The organism is Geodermatophilus sp. SYSU D00779 (genome assembly GCF_054050595.1).
Map to the genome: position 1 here is coordinate 1 of NZ_JBJGZQ010000036.1, position 16,779 is coordinate 16,779.

Consider the following 16,779-nt stretch of genomic DNA (forward strand, 5'->3'; position numbering starts at 1 on the left):
GGCGCCCGCCGTCCGGACCGGGGTGGTCCGGACGGCGGGCGCCGTGGTCGCGTCCCAGGCTCCGTCCGGAGGCTCGCCGCGCGGCCCCGCCCCGGTTCCGCCGTGAGCGTGCGAAGGGTGGGGAGGACGGGGGCCTCCTCCTAGCGCTTCAGCTCGTGCGAGAGCTCGGCGAGCTCCTGACCGCCGGCCATCTCGGCGGTCAGCTCCTCGAGCGAGACCTCGGAGCGCTTCTTGTCCAGCACCCGGCGGCCGAGCTTGAGGATCACGAAGTGGTCGCCCACCAGGTAGGCGTGGTGCGGGTTGTGGGTGATGAAGACGACCCCGAGGCCGGCGTCCCGGGCCGCGGCGGTGTACTTCAGCACCACGCCGGACTGCTTGACGCCCAGCGCCGCCGTCGGCTCGTCGAGGATCAGCACCCGGGCGCCGAAGTACACCGCGCGGGCGATCGCCACGCACTGCCGCTGGCCACCGGAGAGCGTGCCGATCGGCTGGTTGATGTCCTTGACGTGGATGCCCATCTTCTGCAGCTCGGCGTCGGCGATCTCCCGCATCGCCTTGATGTCCAGCGGGGCCAGCGGATACCGGCCCTTGCGGAGCTCCGAGCCGAGGAAGAAGTTCCGCCACACCTCCATCAACCCCACCACCGCGAGGTCCTGGTAGACGGTGGCGATGCCGGCGTCCAGGGACTCCCTCGGCGAGCCGAAGTGCCGCTCCTGGCCGTCGACCCGCAGCGTCCCCTCGGAGTGCGGGTGCAACCCGGAGATGATCTTGATGAGGGTCGACTTGCCGGCGCCGTTGTCCCCGAGGACGCAGGTCACCTCGCCGGCGTTCACGGTGAGGTTGATGTCCTCCAGCGCCCGGATGGCGCCGTAGGTCTTGCCGACCCCCTGCATCTCGACGAGGGGTTCGCCCTTGTGCAGGTCCGCAGCGGCGTGCTCGGCGATGGTGTCGGTCATGGTCACTTCCTCCGGGCCGCGTAGTTCTTGACGTACAGGTTGACCAGGACGGCGAGCAGGAGCATCACGCCGAGGAAGGTGCGGAACCAGTTCGGGTCCCACCCGGCGAACACGATGCCCTGGGTGGTCATGCCGAAGATGAACGCACCGAGCGCCGAACCGACCGCCGATCCGTAGCCACCGGTGAGCAGCGCGCCGCCGACGACCGCGGCGATGATGTAGATGAACTCGTTGCCGACGCCGAGGCCGGACTGCACCGAGCTGAAGTTGAACAGCAGGTGCATCCCGAGGAACCAGGCGAGGAACGCCACGCCCATGAACAGGCCGATCTTGACCTTGGGCACGGGGACGCCGACCGCGCGGGCGCTGGCCTGGTTGCCGCCGGAAGCGAAGATCCAGTTGCCGACGCGGGTGCGCAGCAGCAGCCAGGTGGCCAGTGCGACGAAGAAGAACCACCACAGGACGGTGATCTTCAGCGTGATGAACCCCAGGTTCACGTCCGCGGCGAAGACCGCCCGCGCGGACTCGAAGCCGTCCAGCGCACTGGCGTTGGGGGTGGCGACCGCGCCGGTGACCAGCTTGGTCACGCCCAGGTTGATGCCCTGGAGGATGAAGAACGTCGAGAGCGTGATGAGGAAGCTGGGGATCCCGGTGCGCATCACCAGCCATCCGTTGACGAAGCCGATCGCCAGCGCGATCACCAGGCTGACCACGACGCCGACCCACATGTTCAGGCTGAACTGGTAGGTGAGCATCGCCGCCGCCAGCGCCGAGGTGGTGACCGCGACACCGGAGGACAGGTCGAACTCGCCGCCGATCATCAGCAGCGCGACGCCCACCGCCACGATCCCGATGGTGGAACTGGCGTAGAGCACGGTCGCGAACGCCGGCAGCGTCCGGAAGGGCTCCGCGACCGCGTAGAAGAAGACGAAGATGGCGATCGCCGCAGCGAGGGCGCCGATCTCGGGTCGGGCCAGCACGCGCGAGACCAGCGACCGCTGCGTGCGCGCCGGCGGGGTCTCCGCCCGGGGTGCGGACGGCTGGGTCGCCACGGATGAGCTCATGACTGCTCCAGGTGGGGGGCGGGGGGTGGTCCGTGGGGAGCCGGGTCCCCCCGGCTCCCCACGGAGCGGATCAGCGGGTGTTGTTCTCGGCGTACGGGAGGATTACGTCGATGTTGGACTCGTCGACGATGGACGGCCCGGTGAGGACCGGCTGACCACCACCGATGTCGTTGCCGTTGGTCAGGTTCAGGTAGAGCGCCTGCACGGCCATGTAGCCCTGGACGTAGGGCTGCTGGTCCACGGAGAAGGCGATGTCCCCGGCCTGGATCGCCTGCGCCACGTCGGGGTTGAGGTCGAAGGTGACGATGTCGGCCTGGCTGCCGGTGTCGGTCTTGGCCGCCTGCGCCGCCTGGGCCACCTGGGCGCCCAGCGTGACGATGTGCGTGACCGAGGGGTCGGTCTGCAGGCTCGACCCGATCGTCTGCTGGACCGAGGGCAGGTCGGTGCCCTGCACGTACAGGATCTCCGTGTTGGGGAAGCCCTCCCGCACACCCGCACAGCGCGTCTCCAGCGCCACCTGTCCCTGTTCCTGGATCACGCACAGGGCCTTGCCGCCGCCGTCCGCCGCGATCCGCTCCCCCACCGTGCGGCCGGCGAGCTGCTCGTTGGAGCCGAAGTACATCGGGATGCCGAAGCCCAGGTAGTCGTCGATCCCCGAGTTGAAGGCGACGACCGGGATCCCGCCCTGCACGGCGCTCTGCGCCGCCGGGCCGACCTGGTCGGGGTAAGCCAGGGTGACCGCGATGCCGTCGACGTCGCTGTCGACCTGGTTCTGCACCAGGGTGGCCTGCTCGCCGGCGGCCGGGGCGTTGGAGTAGTTCAACGTGACACCGAGGTTGCCTGCGGCCGCCTCCGCACCGGCGCGGATCTTGTCCCAGAACGCATCGCCCGGCGCCTCGTGGGTGATCATCGCGATGGTGTAGTCCTCGCCACCCCCGCCGCCGGCGCCGGCCTGGTTCTGTGCACCCCCCTGACTGCTGCACGCGGAGAGCGCCAGGGCGGCCGCACTCACGGCCACCACCGCTCGCAGCGACCTGCGGGTGGTCCTCATGTGGATCTCCTCGTCGGGAGGGCCGCCGTCCTGGCGGCCACGGCTGCCCACGTCCGGACGCCCCGAGTGCTCGTCCGCATGTATGGACATAGTGACATGGAGGAATGTGGCATGGCTCACCAAGACCGTCAAGGGGCCCCCTGCCGACCCGGTTGCCCGGCGCGACCTGGCCACCGTCCGGTGCGAGGACCTCAGCCGACCGGGACCTCGACCCGGCTCCCGCTCGCCGCGGAGGCGACGAGGGCGTCGAGGACGACCGCGGCGCGGACGGCGTCGGTCAGGTCCACGCCGACGGGCCGGCCGGCCGCGATCGAGGCGAGCAGGTCGCGCAGCTCGACGACCTTGAGGTCGTCGTAGCCCATCGCGATCCCGGCACCGGGCTGGAAGGCGGCGTACTCCCCGGCTCCCGGCCCGACCAGCACGGTGGCCACCGGCTGGTCCTGCGCGGCCGGTCCGCGGCTGAGCTGCAGCTCCCCCATCCGCCGGAAGTCCCAGGCCAGGCGCCCCGCCGTCCCGTGCACCTCGAAGCCGTAGGCGTTCTGCTCCCCCACGGCCACCCGGCTGGCCTCGAGCAGCACCCGGGCGCCGGTCGACAGGCGCAGCAGCGCGGCCACGTGGTCGTCGTTCTCCACCGGCCCGGGGACGCCGCCGGCCGCGACGGCGTGCCCGGACGTCGCGCCGGTGGGGCGCGGTCGTTCGGGGACGAAGACCGTGGTGTCGGCGAGCACGGAGGTGATCTCGTCGTGCAGCACGTGCCGGACGAGGTCGACGGCGTGCGAGGCCAGGTCGCCCAGGACGCCACTGCCGCCCCGCGCCCGCTCGTACCGCCAGGTCAGGGCCCCCTCGGGGGCGGCGGCGTAGTCGCTGAGGAAGGAGAACCGGGCGTGCGTGACCCGGCCGATCGCGCCCTCGTCGACCAGCCGGCGGGCCAGGGCCACCGCGGGCGCGTGCCGGTAGTTGAACCCCACGGTGCCCTGCACGCCGGCCGCGGCGACGGCACCGGCCACCGCGCGGGCGTCGTCCGCGGTGAGCCCCACGGGCTTCTCGATCCACAGGTGCCGGCCGGCCTCCGCGACGGCGACGCCGAGCTCGCGGTGCAGCCAGTTCGGCGCGGTCACCGAGACGAGCTCGACCCGCGGGTCGGCGAGCAGCGCGCGCCAGTCCGCCGTCGCGGAGGCGAACCCGAACTGCGCGGCGGCCGCCTCGGCGCGGCCGGGGACGTCGTCGGCGACGGCGACGAGCTCCGGGACCAGGCCCAGGTCCGGGAAGTGGTGCCGGAGGCGGGCGTGGGCCTGGGCGTGCACCCGGCCCATCCACCCGAAGCCGATGACCCCCACACCGATCGTCCCCATGGACACTCCCTCCGCGGCCGGCCGAGGAGCGCGAGCCTAGGGCCGGAGGGGACCCGGCCAGGTGGGGACCGGCGCCTCGGCCACCGCACCGTCACGCGCCGGGGCCCAGGTCAGGCCAGGGGTCGCACGGTCAGGAGCTGCTCGGCCCGGCCCACCGGTCCGGTGCGGTCGTGGAGGACGGTCGTGGTGAGGCCGGAACCGTCCGGGCCGAAGACGACGGTGGTGTCCAGGCCCACCCAGCGGCCCACGGGCTGCCGGTGCAGGTGGATCGTCAGGTCGACGTTGGGGAACATCCACTCCTTCGGCGACTCGCGCACGGCGATGCCGTTGGCGGTGTCGACCAGGCCGACGAAGCGGGCCAGCTCGCTGACCGGCTCGTCCGCGACCAGGGCGACCGGGGTGGCGAGCCACGCGGTGGCCCGCCCCGGCTCGGGTGCGCGCAGCGGGCGCACGTCGAGCGAGGCGATGTAGCCGCCGGGCCACACGCCCGACAGCGCCGCCGACGCCAGCCCGTCCGGCGGGGGCAGCGGGTCGGGGGAGCCGCCGGCCACCGCCGCGGTGTCGTGCCGCGCCAGGCGCCACGCACGGGCACGCAGGACGGCACGCCCGCCGGAGACGGCGACGGCCTCGAGCAGCTCGATGGTGCGCCCGGGGCGCACCACCTCCACGGAGACGTCGACCTCGGCGATCGGGACGACCCCGAGGATGTCGAACGCGATGCGCGCGGTGACCAGTCCGTCGGTCCCGCGCTCGGCCACGAACCGGTCGACCGCGTGCACGAGCAGCCCGTTGAGCGGGCTGATGTGCTGCTCGGTCACCGACCACGCGCCGCCGGTGTGCTCGGTGGCCCGGAACCGGCCGCGGGCGAGGCGCTCGAAGTACGCCGGCGGCGCTGCGGTCGGGACGGGCGCGGGCACGGTCGACTCCCGGGGGTAGGTGGCGGGGCCACGCGGACGGCGGCGTCCCGAGGATGCCAACCGGGGACGCGGACGGTGCACGGTGGGGCGGCTCACTCGTTGATCGACGCAACCGTCTGGGACCCTGGAGGCCATGACGGTCGCCCGGTCCCCCCGCGCCCTCGTCCCGGTGCTGGTCTTCGTCGGCACGGTCGTCGCCGTGATCAGCAGCCTCGGTGCGCCGCTGGTGCCGGCGATCGCGGAGACCATGCGGACGACGCTGCCGGGTGCCCAGTGGTCGCTGACCGCCACGCTGCTCGTGGGCGCGGTGGCCACGCCGGTCGTCGGGCGGCTCGGCGACGGTCCGCACCGGCGCGGGATCGTCCTCGCCGTCCTCGCGGTCGTGACGCTCGGCGGCGTGCTGGCCGCCCTGCCGCTGGGGCTGGGGTGGCTGATCGCCGGCCGTGCGCTGCAGGGGTTCGGGCTCGGGCTCACCCCGCTGGCCATGGCCACCGCCCGCGAGGCGCTCGAGGGGCAACGGTCGCGGTCGACCATCGCCGCGCTGTCGGTGACGGTGGTCTCCGGTGTCGGGCTCGGCTACCCCCTGGCGGGCCTGGTGGCCGAGCTCGGCGGGGTGCACGCCGCGTTCTGGTCCGGCGCCGCCGTCAGCCTCGCCGCGCTGCTGGCCTGCGCGGTGGTCCTGCCGCCGTCGACGGCGGCCCCGCGGGGGCGGCTGGACGTCGTCGGCGCGCTCCTCCTCGGGGCCGGGGTGGCCGGGCTGCTGCTCGCCCTCGGCCAGGTCGAGGCGTGGGGCTGGGCGTCGCCGCTGCTGTGGGCGCTGGCCGCCGGTTCGGCGGTCGCGCTGGTGGCCTGGGTCGCCTGGGAGCGCCGGACGACCTGGCCCCTGGTCGACCTGCGCCTCGCCCGGGGACGCCTGGCGCGCACCGCCCACGCGGCGGCCCTGCTGGTCGGGCTGTCCAACTACCTGCTGCTCACGGCCGTGCCCGTGCTGGCCCAGGCCCCGGCGTCGGACGGCGCGGGCTTCGGCACCTCCATCGTCGTCGCCGGGCTGGTGCTGCTGCCGTTCTCGGCGGCGAGCGTGCTCGGCGGGCGGCTCGCCCGGCTGCTGGCCGACCGCGCGGGCCGGCACGTCGTCCTCCCGGTCGCGGCGGCGGTGCAGGGCACCGCGTTCGTCCTGTTCGCCCTCGTCCGCTCGGACCTCTGGCAGCTCTTCCTCGTCATGGCCGTCGCCGGCCTGGGGGTCGGGGCCTCGTTCGCGGCGTTCCCCGCGCTCGTCGTCTCGGCCGTCCCGCCCTCGGAGACCGGGAGCGCGATGAGCCTCAACCAGGTGCTGCGGTACGTGGGTTTCGCGCTCGGCAGCGCCCTCACCGCCACCGTGCTCGCCGCGGCCACGCCCTCCGGCGCGGCGGCCCCGGCCGCCGGCGGCTACACGACCCTCGCCGTCGTCGGCGTCGCGGTGTGCGCGACGACGGCGGTCGTCGCCTGGCTGGGGCTGGGGCGCCGCTCGTCCCCCGACCGGCCCGCGGACGCCGCGACCCGGAGCGGGCAGCTCTCGGCGCGGTAGCCGGGCCGGTCAGCGGCGCAGCGCCTCGTCCAGATCGCGGTCCGCGACGATCATGAGGCCGGCGTGGCGACACGCCACTGTCGGCCCGCGTGTCGCCACCGCGCCGTCATGATCGTCGTCGACGGGTGCCCCCGCCGACGACGACCGGGTACGTGGTCGGCCGCAGCTCGTCGACGTTCGCGGGCAGCAGCGTCGGGACCAGCCCGGCCGAGGGCCGGCCGCTCTTCAGAGGGTAGGTTGGGGATAACGGTACACCCGGGCCGTGGTGCCGTCCGTGGCGACTCGTGCGACGGTGACCTGCCACGCCCCGACGCCGGCTCAGGAGGACGAACGCCATGACCGCACCGGGCCGCGAGGAGGTGCTGCGCGCGTTGTACCGGGCCTTCAACGCCCGCGACGTCGACACGGTGCTGGCCGCCATGACGCCGGACGTCGACTGGCCCAACGGCTGGCAGGGCGGCCGGGTCGTCGGGCAGGACGCCGTCCGTCGCTACTGGGCACGCCAGTGGGCCGAGGTCCGCCCCAGGGTCGAGCCGACCGGCATCCGCGAGCGCCCCGACGGCACGGTCGAGGTCGCCGTCCACCAGGTCGTCCGCGACCGCAGCGGTGCCCTACTGGCGGTGGCCGACGTCCGGCACGTCTACACCTTCGCCGGCGACCTGGTGCAGCGGATGGACGTCGAGCAGTAGCCGCGCGGCGCACTCGACTCCGCTGCCGCGGTCACGGCCTGCCGCGCTCGGCACCGCGGAGGCCGTGCGGAGGACCAGCCCCGCCGTGGCAGCCCGGTCGACCGCGTCGTGGCGCTGGAGGACGTGGCGTCGGGCCTCGAGCACGCGGGCTCCGGGCAGCTCCGCGGCAAGGTGGTGGGCTCCCTGGCCCCGCAGCCGTAGCCGCGCAGCGCCCTGTCGGGGTCCGGAGCGTGGCAGGAGGCCGGACACGTCATCAGCAGCGGTGGCAACGGCGCGCCTCCGACGTGCCGAACGGCGCTGCCCGCACTGCGCGTCGCCGGCGGTCCGGGCCGGGACTCAGCCGGCGTCGGCCCAGGAGCCGACGATCGACACGTCGAGCGGGAAGTCGACGGGGAAGGCGCCGAAGAGCAGCCGGCCGGCCGTCGCGGCGGCGCGGCGCACCTCCTCGGCGACCGCGTCGGCGAGGTGCTCGGGGGTGTGCACGACGACCTCGTTGTGCAGGAAGAAGACCAGGTGCGGCCGCTGCTGCAGCGGGCCGGTGCCGCCCAGGCGCCACAGCCGGTTGCGCAGGTCGGCCAGCCAGCACAGGGCCCACTCGGCACCGGTGCCCTGGACGACGAAGTTGCGGGTGAACCGCCCCCAGGCCCGGCGGTGCCGGTCGCGCTCCTCCCGGGAGCCGTCGACCTCGACCGGCTCCCCCAGCGCGACGGCGCGCTCGGCCCACGCGCCGGTGGGGCGGGGCGAGCCGCGGCCGAGCAGGGTGTGCACGACCTGTCCGCGCTCGCCGGCCCGGGCGGCCTCCTCGACCAGCCCGATGGCCCGCGGGTAGCGGCGGGTCAGCCGGGGCATGATGCGGCCGCTCTCACCCCGCGTGGCGCCGTACATCGCGCCGAGGATCGCGACCTTGGCCTGCGCCCGCGTCTCGACCGCACCGCCGGCCACCATGCCCTCGTACAGGTCGGCGGCCCGGGCGGCCTCGGCCATCGCGTCGTCCCCGCTCATGCCGGCGAGCACCCGCGGCTCGAGCTGGGCGACGTCGGCGACGACGAGCCGCCAGCCGTCGTCGGCGACCGCGGCCGGGCGGACCTGGACCGGGACCGACAGCGCGCCCCCGCCGTTGGAGGCCCAGCGCCCGGTCACCACGCCGCCGGGCACGAACCACGACCGGAACCGGCCCTCGCGGACCCAGGCCTCCAGCCAGGCCCAGCCGTTGGCGGTCAGCAGCCGGGAGAGCTTCTTGTACTCCAGCAGCGGGCCGACGACGGGGTGGTCGAGCTGCTCCAGCGTCCACGAGCGGGTGTCCTCCACCGCCAGCCCCGCCGACTGCAGCGCCCGCAGCAGCGCGCCGGGCGAGTCCGGGTTCAGCTCCGGTACCCGCAGCGCCGCGCGCACCTCCCGGGCCAGCGCCTCCAGCACCGCGGGGCGGGAGCCGTGCGGCGGACGCGGGCCCAGCAGCTCGGTGAGCAGGCGCTCGTGCACGTCGGCCCGCCACGGCAGCCCGGCGTGCGTCATCTCGGCCGCCACCAGCGCTCCGGAGGACTCGGCCGCCAGCAGCAGCGCCAGGCGGGTGGGGTGCGTCGACGCGGCGAGCGCGGCCTGCTGGCGCTCGTGCTCGGCGACCGGGTCCAGACCGTCGGCCGGGTCCTCGAGCGGGAACAGTGCCGGGTCGGCGGGGGTGACCGGTTGCAGCGCGTCCCAGGCCGCGGTCTCGCCGGCCGTGAGCGGGGCCTGGTCGACGAGGGGCGAGCGCCGCAGCACCGCGTGGGTGAGCCGCAGGTCGGTGCAGCGCTCGACCCGGACGCCGGCGTCCAGCAGCGCCGGGTACCAGCGGGTGGTGTCGTCCCACACCCAGCGGACCGGCCCGCGCTCCCGCTCCCGGACGAACGCCGCGAGCGAGCCTGCGGGCAGCCGCGTCTCGCCGACCGACGTCCCGTCGTCGTCGAGCTCCCGGGCCGCCACCGCGCCCCCGGCCCGGCGCACGAGGACGACCCTGTTCACCCCCGCAGTCTCGCGACCCGGTGCGACAGGTCGCGGGCGCGCCGAGGGGGCGTCGGTCACCCCTCGTCGGAGAACCGGTACACCACGTCGTTGACCGCGTCGGTCGCGAACGCGTACACGAACCGGAGCGGCCCCTCGCCGGTGTTGCGGATGCCGTGCTCGGCGTTTCCGGGGACGAACACCGCCGACCCCGCCGTCACCGGGTGCTCGACGCCGTCCAGGACGACCACCCCGCTGCCCTCGACGAGGTGGTAGACCTCGGCCTGGCCGTGCCGGTGCAGCCCCAGCCACCCGCCGGGCGCCACGTCGGTCAGCCCGGTGTACAGCGCGGACGTCGGCGTGCGGTCGGCGCTGAACAGCACCCGGAAACAGACCTCGCCGCGCACCGGGTCGTCCCAGACCTGGGGCTCCACCTCGTCGCTGTGCCGGACCTGTGGTTGCACGGTCCCCTCTCGCTCGCCGCTCCCCTGGCCCGTGGCAGAGGAGCCGTCGGGCAAACGCTCGACCTCGCGGCGACGGCCGACGGAGGCGGCCGCCTCGCGCAACGCCCGGCCGATCGTCTCCTCGATGGTCGAGGTCGACAGTGCCACCCGGGCGGCCTCGAGGTCTCCGTCGTCGATCTCCACCAGGCGCTCCGTCACGACGGTCACTGTGCACCCGCGGGCCGGTGCGTACACCTGCGGCGTCGGCGGTCACGGCCACCGTCGCCTCGGACGTCGTCGCCGGCGCGGCCGTGCTGACGCAGCCGCTCCGACCCGGGACGCGCACCGGCCGACGGGGCGGGATCCGCTGGCACGATGGAGCCCGGTGCGGAGGAGGCGGTGTCATGACTCTGCCCGGTCCCCTCACCCGCGGCGTCCGCCGGTTCACGCTCGGCTCGGGCCCGCTCAAGCGGACGAGCCACACGGTGGAGTTCGTGTCGCGGGTCGTCGTCCTGCTCGTGGTGCTGCTCTCGGTGCCGGCCGCCCTCGCCGTGGGGACCGCCGTCCGCTCCGACCTGGCGGCCATGGCCCGGCAGCAGGCCGACGAGCGCACGCAGGTCCCCGCCGTCGTGACCGCGGACGCCGTGGCCCCTGCCGACGCGTCGCCGCGGGTCCGGGTCCCCGTCCCGGCGCGGTGGGCCTCCCCCGACGGGACCCCGGTGGAGGGCCAGGTGCTCGCGCGTCCGACCACCCGCGCCGGCGACACCCTGGTGCTGTGGACGACGTCCGACGGGCGGCCGACCGGCCCGCCGATGACGCCGGCCGCGGTGCGGCGGAGCACGCTCGTGCTGGCCGGGCTCGGCTGGGCCGGCACCGTGGTGACCGCCGTCCTGCTGCACGCCGCGCTGTGCCGGCTGGTCGCCTTCCGGGCCGACCGGTGGTGGACCCGCGAGTGGGCCCGCGTCGAGCCGACGTGGAGCCGCCGGGTGCCCTGACCGACGGCCGCCCGCAGACTCCACCGACACGCGACCCCCGAGAGGACACCCATGCCAGCCGCCGGCACCGACGAGGTCTCGCTCACCGTCCTGCGCGCCCGCACCCGCGCGTTGTGCGCGGAGTTCCCCGACGCCTACTGGCGCGAGACCGACCGGGACCGCCGCTATCCGCAGGAGTTCGTCGACACCCTCACCGCGGCCGGCCTGCTCTCGGTCCTGATCCCCACCGAGTACGGCGGCGCGGGCCTCGGCGTGACCGAGGCGTCCGTCGTCATGGAGGAGATCAACCGTTCCGGCGGGCACTCCGCGGCCTGCCACGCGCAGATGTACACGATGGGCGCCCTGCTGCGGCACGGCAGCGACGCGCTCAAGGAGGCCTACCTGCCGCTGATCGCCGAGGGCGAGCTGCGGCTGCAGGCCTTCTCGATCACCGAGTCCGCGGCCGGGTCGGACACCACCGCCATCGCCACCACGGCCACCCGCGACGGCGACGACTTCGTGATCACCGGGCACAAGAACTGGACCAGCCGGATCCAGGAGTCCGACCTCGCCCTCGTGCTGGCCCGCACGAGCGAGCGCGGGGCCGACAAGACGCGCGGGCTGACCCTCTTCCTCGTCGACCTGCGCCGGGTGCGCGCCGAGCAGCCGGAGACCCTCGAGGTCGTGCCGGTGCGCACGATGTTCAACTACGCGACCAACCAGGTCTCGTACCGGGGCGTGCGGGTGCCCGCCGACCACGTCGTCGGCCAGGTCGACGCCGGCTTCCGGTACGTGATCGACGGCTGGAACGCCGAGCGCATCCTGCTCGCCGCCGAGGCGATCGGCGACGGCTACTGGTTCGTCGACCGGGCCGTCACCTACGCCAACCAGCGGGAGGTGTTCGGCCGCCCGATCGGCGCCAACCAGGGAGTGCAGTTCCCGCTGGCCGACGCCTACATGAGGGTCCGCGCCGCGGACCTGATGCGCTACGAGGCGGCCCGGCTCTTCGACGCCGGCCGGCCGTGCGGAGCCGAGGCGAACATGGCCAAGCACCTCGCCTCCGAGGCCAGCTGGGCCGCGGCCAACACCGCCCTCGACACCCACGGCGGCAACGGGTTCGTCGACGAGTACGACGTCGAGCGCAAGTTCCGCGAGACCCGTATGTACCAGGTCGCCCCGGTCAACAACAACATGATCAAGGCCTTCGTCGCGACCAAGGTGCTGGGGCTCCCGCGGTCCTACTGACCGGGCGCTCGACCGCGCCGGCCCCTCCGCCTCCGGGTGCTCCACCCCTGCTCCCCGGGGGCGCTCGCGCTGCGCCCCGCACGCGCGGGCGCAGCGCAGCGCAGGACCCTCCTCCGGACACTCGGGCGCTGCCCACCATGCGGGGCAGGGGACGACTCTCCGGAGGGAGCCCCCTCCGGACACTCGGGCGCTGCCCACCATGCGGGGCAGGGGGCAACTCTCCGGAGGGTGACCCGGTGGCCGGGGGTGTGACGGGGGCCCGCTCCCCTGGCCGTGCCGGCCTGTCGGTGCCGACGGCGAGGATGACGGCCGTGGTGGCCTTCTTCCTCCCCCGGGCGAGCGACGACGAGCAGGCCGAGCGGCTGTACGAGGCGCTCGCCGAGTTCGCCGGCTGCGAACCCGCTCCCCCGGGACGGCGCGTGCACGCGATCGCCTTCGAGCAGGACGGCGCCCGGTGGGTCGCCGAGGTCGGAGCGGAACTGCGTGGCGAGCGGAGGACGCAGCAGCTCCGGCGCGGCGAGCTGATCGAGCGCACCGAGGCGCTGACCTCGACCACCCGGGTGCTCGCCGTCTACCCGGGCACCCCCTTCGTGGTCGTGACCGACGCCCAGCCGATCACCGGCACGCCGTCGGAGTGGGCCAACCCGTTCACCGTGCGGCCGGACGAGGTGACCCTCTTCGACGCGTCGTGAGCCGCGGGCCGGTGGGTCACCGGCGCCCCGGTCAGCAGCGACGGCAGCAGCAGGCCGTTGCCGAAGCCGGTGACGACGGCGGGGACGACGACCAGCGGGACGGTGGCCGCCGGGCCCGCGGGCACGACTCCGCACGGCAACGAGTGGACGCGGTCAGGTGGGGCACCATGCCGGGGTCGGCGGAGGATCCTGGGGAGGTGCGGTCGCTGGACGCGGACCTGGTGGGCGTCGCCCCGGCGCCCTGTGCGGACGGGGCGGAGGTGGCCGGTTCGACCGTCGCCGACGTGATGGTCAGCCGGCCGAAGACGCTGCCCGCCGACGCCTCGCTCGCCGCCGTCCGGGCGGTCCTCGCCGACGACCACGTCGTGATGGTCCTGCTCACCGAGGACGGCGTCCTCCGCGGCACGCTGCTGCGCGAGGACCTGCCGGACACCGCGCCGGGCGCAGCGGCCGCGCTCCCGTTGTCGCGGCTGACCGGCCGGACCGTCGCACCGGCCGTCCCGCTCGCCGACGTGCACGCGCTGCTCGTGCGCACCGGCCGACGCCGGCTCGCGGTGGTGGACGACGAGGGCCGGCTGCTCGGGCTGCTGTGCCTCAAGCGCCGGCGGACCGGCTACTGCACCGACGCCGGCGTCGCCGAGCGGGCCCGCTCGCGCCGGTGCGTGCCGGAGACCCCGGCGCCGCCACGCTGAGGCGCCGGCTCCACGCGCCGTCGTCCCGCTCACAGGAGAGGGTGGCGGCCCGTCCTGTCGTGACACCGCGCGGCCCGGGTCCCTGAGGACGGACCCGGGCCGCACTGAGCCCGGTGAGGTGCCGGAACGGCCCCGCTTCGAGCTTGCGAGCGGTGGGGGGCAGAGGGGCCCTCCTCCTACGGGACGAGGATCGCCCGGCCCCGGACCTTCCCGGCGTCGAGGTCGCGCAGCGCGTCCACGGCCCGGTCGAGCGGGTACTGCTGGGTGTGCAGGGTGACCTTCCCGGCCTGCGCGAGCACCATCAGCTCGGCCAGGTCGGTGTAGGTGCCGACGATGTTGCCGACGATGTTCTTCTCCCCGGCGACGAAGTCCAGCGTCGGGATCCGGAGCTCACCGCCGTACCCGATGACGTAGTACGAGCCGGCCGGGCCGGTCATGTGCCAGCCGTCCATCTCCGCGCCCTGCTCGGCGACGAAGTCGAAGACGACGTTCGCGCCGCCGCCGGTGAGGTCCTGGACCGCCTGCACCTGGTTCCCGTCGGCGACCACGGTCTCGTCCGCGCCGATCTGCCGGGCGAGCTCCAGGGCGTCGGGGTTGCGGTCGACGACGACGATCCGGGTGCCCGACAGCGCGGCCAGGCACTGGACGCCGATGTGGCCGAGACCGCCGGCCCCCTGCACGACCGCCGTCGTGCCGGGGTGCAGCAGCGGCAGGGCCTTGCGGACGGCGTGGTAGGCGGTGATGCCGGCGTCCGCGAGCGCGGCGACGTCGGCGGGGTTGGTGGACGGGTCGAGCTTCACGCAGGCGCGGGCGGTGGTGCGCAGGTACTCGGCCATGCCGCCGTCGTTGTTCGACAGCCCCGGGAAGAAGGCGTTCTCGCACTGCATGTCCCGGCCGGCGCGACAGGCCATGCACAGGCCGCAGCTGGGCTGAGGGTGCAGGATCACGGTGTCACCGACGGCGACGTTGGTGACGCCCTCCCCGACCGCGTGGACCCACCCGGCGTTCTCGTGCCCGATCACGTAGGGCAGGTCCGGGTTCTGCAGGTCGGCCCACTGACCCTCGAGGATGTGCAGGTCGGTCCGGCAGACCCCGGCGCCGCCGACCTTGACGATGACGTCGAGCGGACCCTGGATCTGCGGTTCGGGGATGTCGTCGATCGCAGGGTCGGCGTGGTACTCGTGCACGCGGACGGCCTTCACGGGTGGGTTCCCTTCGAGACGGTGAGCGGGAGCAGGCGACGGTCCTCGGGGCGGGGGGTCTGATCGGCCTCCGACCCGGGGTAGCGGGTGGTGAGCAGGCCCCGGCAGAAGTGCGCGTTGCCGTCGACGGAGATGCGCACCGAGCGGGCCCGGCGCAGCACCATCTCCGCCTGCGCGGGGTCGGGGCGGGTGCCGTCGTCGTGCACCAGCACCGGGGCCCCGTCGTCCACGGGCAGGCCGAGGGTCGCCCGCCGGCGCAGCAGCGCGTCGGTGGTGTGCTCCCCCGCCGGCAGGTCGCCGAGGGTGAGCGCCGCGACGTCCACCGTGGGGTCGGTGCGGAGCAGCGCGGTGACGGCCCGCTCCATCGCCGCGGTGTGCGCCTTGCGCTGGAAGGTCGCCCGCAGCTGGTCGAGCGACTCCTCCGCCTCGTGCCCGAAGGTGCCCCGGTAGCCCAGCCCGGCGGCCATGCCGCGGTTGATCAGGTCGGAGTCGTGGTGGTCGTCGAGCTCGACCACCACCGACTCCACCCCCGGGAGGGCGGACACCGCGTCGTGGGCGTCGGAGACCATCAGCCAGGCGAAGTTGGGCGCGCAGAACGAGGTGGGCAGCCGCAGGTGCACCTCGACGGCGCGACCCTCGACCGACACCGAGCGGACGAAGCCGACGTCGGTGATCGGCTCGTCCAGCTCGGGGTCGACGACGGTGCCCAGCGCGGCGCGCACCTCGGCCTCGGTCACGGTCAGGTCGGGGAGGACGGCGGTCATCGGCGTCCTCCTCAGACGCTGGCGAGGTCGGCGGCGGCCGGCTCGCGCGGGCCGGTGGCCGTCTCGGCGGCGTCGGGCAGCTGCAGGTGGGCCGGCACCGGCAGGTCGTACAGCTTGGCCGCGTTGAGGCCGAGCACCTTCTTCTTCACCTCGGTGGTCAGCGGGGCGTACTCGGTCATGTCCTCGGGGATCTGGAAGTCCACGAAGCGCTCGACCAGCCACTTGGGCGTCCACAGCGCGTAGTCGCTGGAGAAGAGGATGCGGTCCTCGCCGAGCCAGTAGACGAGCTCGCCCATGATCTGCGCGAAGTAGCGCGGGCGGGTGTGGATGAACGGCATCGCGACGGCCAGGCCGGCGTACACGTTCGGCTCTTGCGTGGCGATCCAGCAGAAGTCCTCGAGCCGCGGCAGCCCGCAGTGCTCGACCACGAAGTTGAGGTCGGTGAAGTCCGAGGCCGCGTGGTCGACGTCGGCGACGTCGAAGGCGTCGCGGTCCAGCGGGCGGATCGTCGGGCCCTTGTGGATGTGGATGTTCCTGATGCCCAGCTCACGGCAGAGCTCGAAGTAGCGGTAGGCCATCGGGTCGGTGAGCTTCCAGCCGCGGGACTCGCCGTGCCAGTCGGCGGTGTAGAGCTTCACGCCCTTGAGCTGCATGCGCTCGGCGTTGGCGCGGAGCTCGTCCAGGCCGTTCTCGCCGTCGCGCGGGTCCCAGTAGTGGTTGTAGGTCAGCTTGTCCGGGTGGGCCTGCGCGAGGGCGAACGCCTCCTCGGTCTGCCCGAAGCCCCGGTGGTAGAACTCAGCCAGCCGGGCCGGCTGGAAGATCGCGTGGTCGACGATGCCGTCGACGAACACGTCGCGCATCAACCGCTCGCCGCCCTGGTACAGGTACTCCTCGTAGCCCCAGGTCTCGGACTCCGGGCTGAGGTTGCGGTGGTAGTCGTAGAAGCAGTCGATGAACTGCTTGCCGTGGATGTTGCGCTGGTTCTCCGGCCGCGCGTCCCACAGGGCGATGTGGGAGTCCACGACGTAGTACTGCTCGCCGTCCTTGCTGTACATCTCCGGCCTCCGTCGGCTCACTGTGAGAGCGGTCACGCTCCCTGGTCCCGACGTTAGGCACCGGGCAACCAGCCGCGGAACCGGTTGCTGTCTCACTTTGGGACGCCGCCCGGCGGAACCGACGCGTACAGTCTCGTGACAC

General features: G+C 74.2%; 16 protein-coding genes. 6 read left to right on the forward strand and 10 right to left on the reverse strand.

What is annotated here, in order from left to right; all coding sequences use genetic code 11:
* Positions 1-140 precede the first annotated feature (140 nt).
* From ACI79G_RS22235 to ACI79G_RS22255, 5 genes are all read right to left on the reverse strand, one after another.
* A complete protein-coding gene (locus ACI79G_RS22235) occupies positions 141-956 on the reverse strand; it encodes an ATP-binding cassette domain-containing protein (RefSeq protein WP_456883216.1) in 816 nt (271 codons plus the stop codon).
* A 2-nt stretch (positions 957-958) separates the two neighbouring features.
* Positions 959-2,020 carry an ABC transporter permease gene (locus ACI79G_RS22240; protein WP_456883217.1) on the reverse strand — a complete coding sequence of 354 codons (1,062 nt, stop codon included), beginning with the start codon at positions 2,018-2,020 and terminating at the stop codon, positions 959-961.
* 70 nt (positions 2,021-2,090) lie between these two features.
* A complete protein-coding gene (locus tag ACI79G_RS22245; protein WP_456883218.1) occupies positions 2,091-3,071 on the reverse strand; it encodes a substrate-binding domain-containing protein in 981 nt (326 codons plus the stop codon).
* 191 nt (positions 3,072-3,262) lie between these two features.
* Positions 3,263-4,423: a Gfo/Idh/MocA family protein gene (locus ACI79G_RS22250; protein WP_456883219.1), complete on the reverse strand. Its 1,161-nt coding sequence runs from the start codon at positions 4,421-4,423 to the stop codon at positions 3,263-3,265.
* A gap of 110 nt (positions 4,424-4,533) precedes the next feature.
* The gene (locus ACI79G_RS22255; RefSeq protein ID WP_456883220.1) at positions 4,534-5,340 is read right to left on the reverse strand and encodes a thioesterase family protein; all 807 of its coding nucleotides are present in this window, start codon (positions 5,338-5,340) and stop codon (positions 4,534-4,536) included.
* A 133-nt stretch (positions 5,341-5,473) separates the two neighbouring features.
* Here ACI79G_RS22255 and ACI79G_RS22260 point away from each other — a divergent pair, with 133 nt between their 5' ends.
* Entirely contained in the window at positions 5,474-6,904 is a 1,431-nt protein-coding gene (locus tag ACI79G_RS22260) for an MFS transporter (protein WP_456883221.1), read from the forward strand.
* A gap of 335 nt (positions 6,905-7,239) precedes the next feature.
* Positions 7,240-7,593, forward strand: a complete 354-nt coding sequence (locus ACI79G_RS22265) for a nuclear transport factor 2 family protein (RefSeq protein WP_456883222.1) — start codon at positions 7,240-7,242, stop codon at positions 7,591-7,593.
* A 336-nt stretch (positions 7,594-7,929) separates the two neighbouring features.
* On the opposite strand, the gene ACI79G_RS22270 is transcribed toward ACI79G_RS22265, so the two are convergent.
* Both ACI79G_RS22270 and ACI79G_RS22275 read right to left on the reverse strand, forming a co-directional pair.
* Complete coding sequence (locus ACI79G_RS22270) at positions 7,930-9,591, reverse strand: bifunctional 3'-5' exonuclease/DNA polymerase (RefSeq protein ID WP_456883223.1); 1,662 nt, start codon at positions 9,589-9,591, stop codon at positions 7,930-7,932.
* Between the two features lie 56 nt (positions 9,592-9,647).
* A complete protein-coding gene (locus tag ACI79G_RS22275; RefSeq protein ID WP_456883224.1) occupies positions 9,648-10,232 on the reverse strand; it encodes a cupin domain-containing protein in 585 nt (194 codons plus the stop codon).
* 185 nt (positions 10,233-10,417) lie between these two features.
* Between ACI79G_RS22275 and ACI79G_RS22280 the strand changes: the two genes are divergently transcribed.
* The 4 genes from ACI79G_RS22280 to ACI79G_RS22295 all read left to right on the forward strand — a co-directional run bounded on the left by ACI79G_RS22280 (position 10,418) and on the right by ACI79G_RS22295 (position 13,616).
* Entirely contained in the window at positions 10,418-11,008 is a 591-nt protein-coding gene (locus ACI79G_RS22280) for an Rv1733c family protein (RefSeq protein WP_456883225.1), read from the forward strand.
* Positions 11,009-11,059: 51 nt separating this feature from the next.
* Complete coding sequence (locus ACI79G_RS22285) at positions 11,060-12,232, forward strand: acyl-CoA dehydrogenase family protein (protein WP_456883226.1); 1,173 nt, start codon at positions 11,060-11,062, stop codon at positions 12,230-12,232.
* A gap of 311 nt (positions 12,233-12,543) precedes the next feature.
* Entirely contained in the window at positions 12,544-12,924 is a 381-nt protein-coding gene (locus tag ACI79G_RS22290) for a hypothetical protein (RefSeq protein ID WP_456883227.1), read from the forward strand.
* A gap of 197 nt (positions 12,925-13,121) precedes the next feature.
* Positions 13,122-13,616, forward strand: coding sequence for a CBS domain-containing protein (locus ACI79G_RS22295; protein ID WP_456883228.1), 495 nt, complete (start codon positions 13,122-13,124; stop codon positions 13,614-13,616).
* A gap of 176 nt (positions 13,617-13,792) precedes the next feature.
* On the opposite strand, the gene ACI79G_RS22300 is transcribed toward ACI79G_RS22295, so the two are convergent.
* From ACI79G_RS22300 to ACI79G_RS22310, 3 genes are read right to left on the reverse strand one after another with little or no spacing between them, the layout of a single operon-like run.
* Positions 13,793-14,818, reverse strand: coding sequence for an NAD(P)-dependent alcohol dehydrogenase (locus tag ACI79G_RS22300; protein ID WP_456883229.1), 1,026 nt, complete (start codon positions 14,816-14,818; stop codon positions 13,793-13,795).
* Positions 14,815-15,582: a metal-sulfur cluster assembly factor gene (locus ACI79G_RS22305; RefSeq protein WP_456883230.1), complete on the reverse strand. Its 768-nt coding sequence runs from the start codon at positions 15,580-15,582 to the stop codon at positions 14,815-14,817. Before ACI79G_RS22305 ends, ACI79G_RS22300 begins: the two co-directional genes overlap by 4 nt.
* Before the next feature lie 11 nt (positions 15,583-15,593).
* Positions 15,594-16,637, reverse strand: a complete 1,044-nt coding sequence (locus ACI79G_RS22310) for an amidohydrolase family protein (protein ID WP_456883231.1) — start codon at positions 16,635-16,637, stop codon at positions 15,594-15,596.
* Positions 16,638-16,779 lie beyond the last annotated feature (142 nt).

Coding starts and splice junctions, on each gene's coding strand:
- ACI79G_RS22235 (WP_456883216.1), bottom strand. CDS start 956: ATGACCGACACCATCGCCGAGCACGCCGCTGCGGACCTGCACAAGGGC.
- ACI79G_RS22240 (WP_456883217.1), bottom strand. CDS start 2,020: ATGAGCTCATCCGTGGCGACCCAGCCGTCCGCACCCCGGGCGGAGACC.
- ACI79G_RS22245 (WP_456883218.1), bottom strand. CDS start 3,071: ATGAGGACCACCCGCAGGTCGCTGCGAGCGGTGGTGGCCGTGAGTGCG.
- ACI79G_RS22250 (WP_456883219.1), bottom strand. CDS start 4,423: ATGGGGACGATCGGTGTGGGGGTCATCGGCTTCGGGTGGATGGGCCGG.
- ACI79G_RS22260 (WP_456883221.1), top strand. CDS start 5,474: ATGACGGTCGCCCGGTCCCCCCGCGCCCTCGTCCCGGTGCTGGTCTTC.
- ACI79G_RS22265 (WP_456883222.1), top strand. CDS start 7,240: ATGACCGCACCGGGCCGCGAGGAGGTGCTGCGCGCGTTGTACCGGGCC.
- ACI79G_RS22280 (WP_456883225.1), top strand. CDS start 10,418: ATGACTCTGCCCGGTCCCCTCACCCGCGGCGTCCGCCGGTTCACGCTC.
- ACI79G_RS22285 (WP_456883226.1), top strand. CDS start 11,060: ATGCCAGCCGCCGGCACCGACGAGGTCTCGCTCACCGTCCTGCGCGCC.
- ACI79G_RS22305 (WP_456883230.1), bottom strand. CDS start 15,582: ATGACCGCCGTCCTCCCCGACCTGACCGTGACCGAGGCCGAGGTGCGC.
- ACI79G_RS22310 (WP_456883231.1), bottom strand. CDS start 16,637: ATGTACAGCAAGGACGGCGAGCAGTACTACGTCGTGGACTCCCACATC.